Annotated in this window: 8 protein-coding genes; 6 read left to right on the plus strand and 2 right to left on the minus strand. The window is 51.6% G+C overall.

Annotated features, from left to right (window positions below; translation table 11 throughout):
* The first annotated feature begins 26 nt into the window (after positions 1–26).
* Both mntR and AC6RNO_RS06635 read left to right on the plus strand, forming a co-directional pair.
* On the plus strand, positions 27–452 hold the full coding sequence (gene mntR / locus AC6RNO_RS06630; RefSeq protein ID WP_488436632.1) for a transcriptional regulator MntR: 426 nt from the start codon (positions 27–29) through the stop codon (positions 450–452).
* A 146-nt stretch (positions 453–598) separates the two neighbouring features.
* Positions 599–1,573, plus strand: a complete 975-nt coding sequence (locus AC6RNO_RS06635; RefSeq protein WP_497105010.1) for a patatin-like phospholipase family protein — start codon at positions 599–601, stop codon at positions 1,571–1,573.
* On the opposite strand, the gene AC6RNO_RS06640 is transcribed toward AC6RNO_RS06635, so the two are convergent.
* On the minus strand, positions 1,567–1,824 hold the full coding sequence (locus tag AC6RNO_RS06640) for a hypothetical protein (RefSeq protein ID WP_497105011.1): 258 nt from the start codon (positions 1,822–1,824) through the stop codon (positions 1,567–1,569). The two genes, AC6RNO_RS06635 and AC6RNO_RS06640, sit on opposite strands and share 7 nt — an antisense overlap.
* Positions 1,821–2,807: a DUF1385 domain-containing protein gene (locus AC6RNO_RS06645; RefSeq protein WP_497105012.1), complete on the minus strand. Its 987-nt coding sequence runs from the start codon at positions 2,805–2,807 to the stop codon at positions 1,821–1,823. The genes AC6RNO_RS06640 and AC6RNO_RS06645 overlap by 4 nt, the downstream gene beginning before the upstream one ends.
* A gap of 117 nt (positions 2,808–2,924) precedes the next feature.
* Here AC6RNO_RS06645 and AC6RNO_RS06650 point away from each other — a divergent pair, with 117 nt between their 5' ends.
* The 4 genes from AC6RNO_RS06650 (at position 2,925) to efp (ending at position 5,619) form a co-directional block, all read left to right on the plus strand.
* Positions 2,925–3,413 (plus strand): YqhR family membrane protein, encoded by a 489-nt coding sequence (locus AC6RNO_RS06650; protein WP_474681592.1) that lies wholly within the window; start codon positions 2,925–2,927, stop codon positions 3,411–3,413.
* Positions 3,414–3,522: 109 nt separating this feature from the next.
* Entirely contained in the window at positions 3,523–3,954 is a 432-nt protein-coding gene (aroQ, locus tag AC6RNO_RS06655; protein WP_474681591.1) for a type II 3-dehydroquinate dehydratase, read from the plus strand.
* Between the two features lie 18 nt (positions 3,955–3,972).
* Positions 3,973–5,046 carry a M24 family metallopeptidase gene (locus tag AC6RNO_RS06660; RefSeq protein ID WP_497105013.1) on the plus strand — a complete coding sequence of 358 codons (1,074 nt, stop codon included), beginning with the start codon at positions 3,973–3,975 and terminating at the stop codon, positions 5,044–5,046.
* A 15-nt stretch (positions 5,047–5,061) separates the two neighbouring features.
* The gene (gene efp / locus AC6RNO_RS06665) at positions 5,062–5,619 is read left to right on the plus strand and encodes an elongation factor P (RefSeq protein WP_474681589.1); all 558 of its coding nucleotides are present in this window, start codon (positions 5,062–5,064) and stop codon (positions 5,617–5,619) included.
* Positions 5,620–6,072: the final 453 nt, after the last annotated feature.

Below are 6,072 nucleotides of genomic sequence, written 5' to 3' on the forward strand. Positions count from 1 at the left end.
TTGAGTAAGCAGGGGGAACTAAGCTAATGGCTACACCAAGCATGGAGGACTATTTGGAGAGAATATACAAGCTCATCGACGAGAAGGGCTACGCTCGCGTCTCCGACATTGCTGAAGGGCTTGAGGTGCATCCCTCATCCGTTACCAAAATGATTCAGAAGCTCGACAAAGACAACTATCTGGTATATGAAAAATACCGCGGTCTCATGCTTACCTCCAAAGGCAAAAAAATGGGCAAACGTCTGGTGGACCGGCATCAGCTGTTGGAAGACTTTTTGACCACGATCGGCGTACAGGAAGACAACATATATAAAGATGTCGAAGGGATCGAGCATCATTTAAGCTGGGATTCGATCACCTGCATCGAGACGCTTCTCGAATATTTCCGCCGCGACCCCGGCCGGATGAATGAGCTGCAGCAAGTTCGCAAGGAATTGGAAGCCGATACTTAAGAAGGACAGATACTCTCGAAATAGCGAGGGTACTGTCTTTTTTTCTGCCCGCCGAGCGATGCAAGCGGCATAGTGACAAACTGTCCCCGCATACATAACAATGGAGCGCTTGGCGTCCGTTAACTGCGCTTCGGGGAGAGTGTGGGATGAAGATCAACGGCGTGTTTGAGGGCGGGGGCGTAAAAGGCATTGCTCTGGCGGGCGCAGTGAGCGCCGCGAATGATCGGGGATATGTGTTTCATGAGGTGGCCGGCACAAGCTCGGGCTCGATCGTCGCGGCTTTTCTGGCTGCCGGATATACGGGCGAAGAGATGAAGAAATTGATTTTGCAATCGCCGTTTAAATCGTTTTTGCAAAGGTCGGCGCTGTTCAATGCGAACATTATCGGCCCGGCGGCGAGGCTGTTTATTAAAAAAGGGTTGTATTCCGGAGAGGCGTTGGAAAACTGGGTGTACCAAATTTTGCTGGCCAAAGGCATCCGCACCTTCGGCGACTTGAAGCCGAATCAGCTGCGGATCATCGCTTCGGATATTACGCAGGGCAAGCTGCTCGTGCTGCCCGACGACATCGCGCAATACGGAATCGACCCGCGCAAGTTCCCGGTCGCCAAAGCGGTGCGGATGAGCACGAGCATCCCGTATTTTTTCGACCCGGTGATGATTCGCCTGAAAACAAGAAGCAAAGCAAAAAGCTCCGCCGCGGCGGATGCTTTTATAAAGCAATTTATTTACGTGGTGGACGGGGGCTTGCTCAGCAACTATCCGCTTTGGGTGTTTGACCGTGAAACTTATGCCGAGCGTGTACCTGTCATCGGTTTTCAGCTTGTAGGGAAAAGCACCAACCAAATGCACAAAATCAAAGGGCCGATCACGATGTTCGAGGCACTGTTCGAAACGATGCTCAGCGCGCATGACGAGCGTTACATTGAGCAGCACAACCGCTTTCGGACGGTGAAAATTCCGACCCTTGGCGTTCATAACACCCAGTTCGACATTTCCAAAGAAAAAAGCCTCGAATTATACGAGGCCGGGTATACAGCTGCGGATCATTATTTTACGAAATGGACGATGCAAACTTACGAGCAGGACTACGAAAAGTATGTGCTCCGCAAAACTCAGTGATACTTCGGATAGTCGTCCGAATCGGCGTCCTTGTTTCCGGGAATGACGCGGAATTTTGCCGTCTTTGTTTTTCCTCTTGTGTTTTTGCGGGCGCCCTGATTCATCTTCCAGCTGGAAGGAGGAAACTTATAGAGCAGGAAGATGATCCCCAGCACTAATATGGGTATGAACAAAGTCCGCAAGCTGACGAGCATGCCGATAGCAATCAAAACCGCAATGATGATGATGCTCAGGGAAAATCGCTGCCTCATATGCGTCCCTCCATAATTTTTTTCTCCGCTTCGCGCATACGGTTGAAAGAGGCGATCGAAACCTCTACCTGTCTGTCCTCCGGTTCTTTCGTAGTCAGAAGCTGCAGCCATAGGCCGGGATAGCCAAGGAAGCGCAGCACAGGCACCTCGCGAAGCGAGTTCGTAAAGCGAAGCACTTCATACGATACGCCGATGACGACCGGCAGCAGCAGCAGACGCTGCACGATGCGTTCCACGTAACCGTCATAATGCAGGAAAGAGTAGATGACTACGCCGACAATAACGGTGAAGACGATAAAGCTGCTTCCGCACCGGTAATGGAGCGTGTTGAATTTTTGCACGTTGCTGACCGTCAGTTCGACGCCTGCCTCGTACGCGCTGATCACTTTGTGCTCGGCGCCGTGGTACTGAAACAGCCTTTTGATCATGGGCGTTAAGGAAATGAAATAAATGTAGCCGATCAGCAGCACAATTTTAATTAATCCTTCTATTAGATTATGAAGAAATTGATTGCTGAATACATGCTGAAACAAAAACTGCTCAATGACCGCAGGAACAAGGGTGAACACGAATTTTCCGAACAGGAACGAAATGACGCCGACGACGGCAACGCCGAGCATCATGGAAATGTTGGAAAATATGCCGGGCTTCGCTTCTTTCATGGCGCCGGCCTCCTGGCCATCTTCTTCTTCGGCGAACGTTTCCGCGGAGAAGTTCAAATGCTGCGCGCCCTTGGCGCTCGATTCGATAATGCCGACGATTCCCCGGATGAACGGAATTTTCTTAAGCGTTTGCACCCACGGAATTACTTTTTTGGGCACCTCCAGATATTCAAGAGAGCCGTCCTTTTTGCGCACCGCTGTCACGTGCACGTTTCTTCCTGCGAACATCACGCCCTCGATGACGGCTTGTCCTCCGTATATGCTGTTTTGCTCCGACAATAGATCCACCTTCTTATCTGTACTCGTTTTAAAATGGTTCATGCTATCTTCTCATTGTAACGGATTCGCGGATTGAATGCTACCGATCGCCGCAGAACATACTATTCCTGATCAGGAAAGTGCGAGCAAAGCGTGCAGGGAAAGGAAGAGGGGCCAAGGATGAACGGACTAAAGAAACGAATGCTGCGGACGAGCAGGTGGCTTTTTGCGCTATATATCGGGTTTTTCGCGGGTTTGATCTGGGGCGCTCTGAAAATCGTCGAGCAATATTTAAAATTTACAAAAGTCGCGATCGGCTTTTTGGTCGAGCCGTTTTTCAAGCACGATTTTTTGTTTACATGGAAAGGAGGATTGGTCGGCTGGTTTTTTTTCACGCTATTTTCCATTGCCGCGGCTTTTTTGTATACGATTTTTCTCGGAAAATTAAGCGGGCCTTGGTGGGGCGTAGCGTACGGGGTTGCGTGGTGGGGAGTGCTCTACTTGCTCGTCGGCCCTTATGTGGGATTGATGTACTGGATTCACGATCTTGATGCAAATACGATCATTAGCGACTTTTGCCTCTTCCTGTTGTGGGGGTTGTTTATCGGCTACTCGATCGCCATCGAATATACGGACGAAAGAACGAGAGAACCTATACACAACGCATGAAAGTTATGGTAAAATATTTAAGTTCAACCGCGCAGTTTCCCGACGGAGGTCTGGCGCATACTTAATGATAAGCTTTCCTGACGGGAAGGTTCCGGGGGGTTCCCTTATTTTGAAAAAAGTGCTCGTTATTAACGGTCCGAATTTGAATATGCTTGGCGTCCGCGAACCCGGGATTTACGGCAGTTCGTCGCTGGCCGCCATTATCCAGAGCCTAAGCGAGTTGGCCGGGGAGCTTGGCATCGAGCTGGAAAGCTTCCAATCCAACCACGAGGGCGCCATCATCGACAAAATTCATGAAGCTTTCGGCACGAAGGACGGCCTGCTGATCAATCCGGGCGCGTTCACGCATTACAGCTACGCGATCCGCGACGCGCTGTCGACCGTGCAGCTGCCCTGCGTCGAAGTACATATGTCGAACATTCATAAAAGAGAAGAATTTCGCCATCTTTCCGTAACAGCCCCGGTTGTCATCGGGCAAATTTGCGGTTTTGGCGCACAGAGCTATCAGCTCGGTCTAAGAGCGTTGTACGAACATTTGTAGGAAAGAATGGTGATACGAATGCAGGAAAAACGCCTTGAGCGGCTGCGCAAAGAGATGCGGCAGCTGGATTTGCCGGCAGTGCTTGTTACCAATGCGTACAACCGCGTATACTTGACGGGTTTTACGGGATCTTCGGGTTATGTCGTCGTTACAACGGATCGGGCGGTTCTGTTGACCGATTTTCGCTATATGACGCAAGCGCCGCAGCAGGCGAAGCTTTTTGAAGTGATCGAGCATAAACCCAAAGCCGTCGAATCGGTCGGCGATATTTTGCGGCAGCAGGGAATCGGTCAGCTTGGTATTGAGCAGGCGGACGTGTCCTATGGCGATTACTTGAGCTACCAGGCCGCATTGCCGGGCATTCAGCTTGTCCCGACTGACCGGCTGGTCGAGCGGATCCGCAATATCAAGGATGAGACCGAACTGCAAATCATGCAGGAAGCCGCCGATTTGGCCGATGCGACGTTCTCGCATATTTTGTCTTTTCTGAAGCCCGGTGCGGTGGAAAAAGACATTGCTTTGGAAATCGAAATGTTCATCCGCAAAAACGGCGGGACTTCCACATCGTTCGAGACGATCGTTGCATCCGGCGAGCGGTCCGCACTGCCGCACGGCAAAGCGAGCGACCGCGTTTTGCAGAGCAACGAATTTGTCAAATTGGATTTCGGAGCGTATTATAAAGGGTATTGCTCCGACATTACCCGCACGGTTATGCTGGGCAAGCCGACGGATAAGCACAAAGAAATTTACGGCATCGTGCTGGAAGCTCAGCTGCACTGCCTGGACAACCTGAAACCCGGCATTACCGGCTGGCAGGGCGACGCCTTTGCCCGCGACGTGATCGCGCGCCACGGCTACGGCGAATATTTCGGCCACGGCACCGGACACGGCCTGGGCATGGAAGTTCACGAATCTCCGCGATTGTCCAAAGCGGAAGATACGATTTTAACGCCCGGCATGGTAGTAACGGTCGAGCCTGGCATCTATCTCCCCGGATTCGGCGGAGTGCGGATAGAGGACGACGTCGTCATTACCGACGCCGGAATTAAAATACTTACACATTCTAGCAAAGATTTTCTTATCATTGATTAGCGGAGGGACACACCAGTGATTTCAGTAAATGATTTTAAAACAGGTTTAACGATTGTAGTGGACGGCGACTTGTTTACCGTTCAAGATTTTCAACACGTCAAACCGGGCAAAGGCGCTGCATTCGTGCGCACCAAGCTCAAAAACCTGCGCAACGGCAACACCGTCGAGCGCACGTTCCGCGCAGGCGAGAACGTGGGCCGCGCTCACATCGACAACAAAGATATGCAGTATTTGTACGCCAGCGGCAGCGAACACACTTTCATGGATAATGAAACTTACGATCAGACCAGCTTGACGTCTGAGCAGCTCAAGTGGGAGCTGAACTTCCTGAAAGAGAACATGAACATTAAAATCATGAGCTATCAGGGCGAAATTCTCGGTATCAACCTGCCGAAAAGCGTAGAGCTGAAAGTCGTTGAAACCGAGCCGGGCATCAAAGGCAACACAGCTACCGGCGCTACCAAAAACGCCAAGCTGGAAACCGGACTGAACGTGCAAGTTCCGCTCTTCATCAACGAAGGTGACGTGCTGCTCATCGATACCGACGAAGGCAAATACATTTCCCGCGCTTAAGCAAGGGCCGGGCAATAATGAAGGGACTGACCTGCCAATAGCTTTAGCTATTGGGCGGGCCGGTCCCTTTTGCGTTCGCGCCGCCCGGGGGGCGGGGCGGAGTTTGGCTGAGCGCGCACGGCTCATGTGGTCGACCGACCGCCGTCATGCAGCGCAACACCGCGCACCAGGAGTTGCGCGCGGTGCGACAGCAGGGGCAGCGCAGTAAAGGGAGCGTGGTAAACGCAAAGTGGCAAAACCTGCAAATATCAAAATTGTTGAGAAAAGCAGAACGTATGTTGGAGAGGTGCACAGCCGTTCTTCCCCAACTGACACCTCTCCCGTGCGGGTTTGGGTATACAAGGCAGCTCGGTAGGGAGAAAACCTGCGAAAGTGGAGCGACCAAGCATAGGTCGAGTGAGGTAGCAGGTGGGAACCCTGCTTGGAAAGGTGTTAGCCACATCACCAATAACG

This window comes from Paenibacillus sp. sgz302190 (assembly GCF_059820445.1).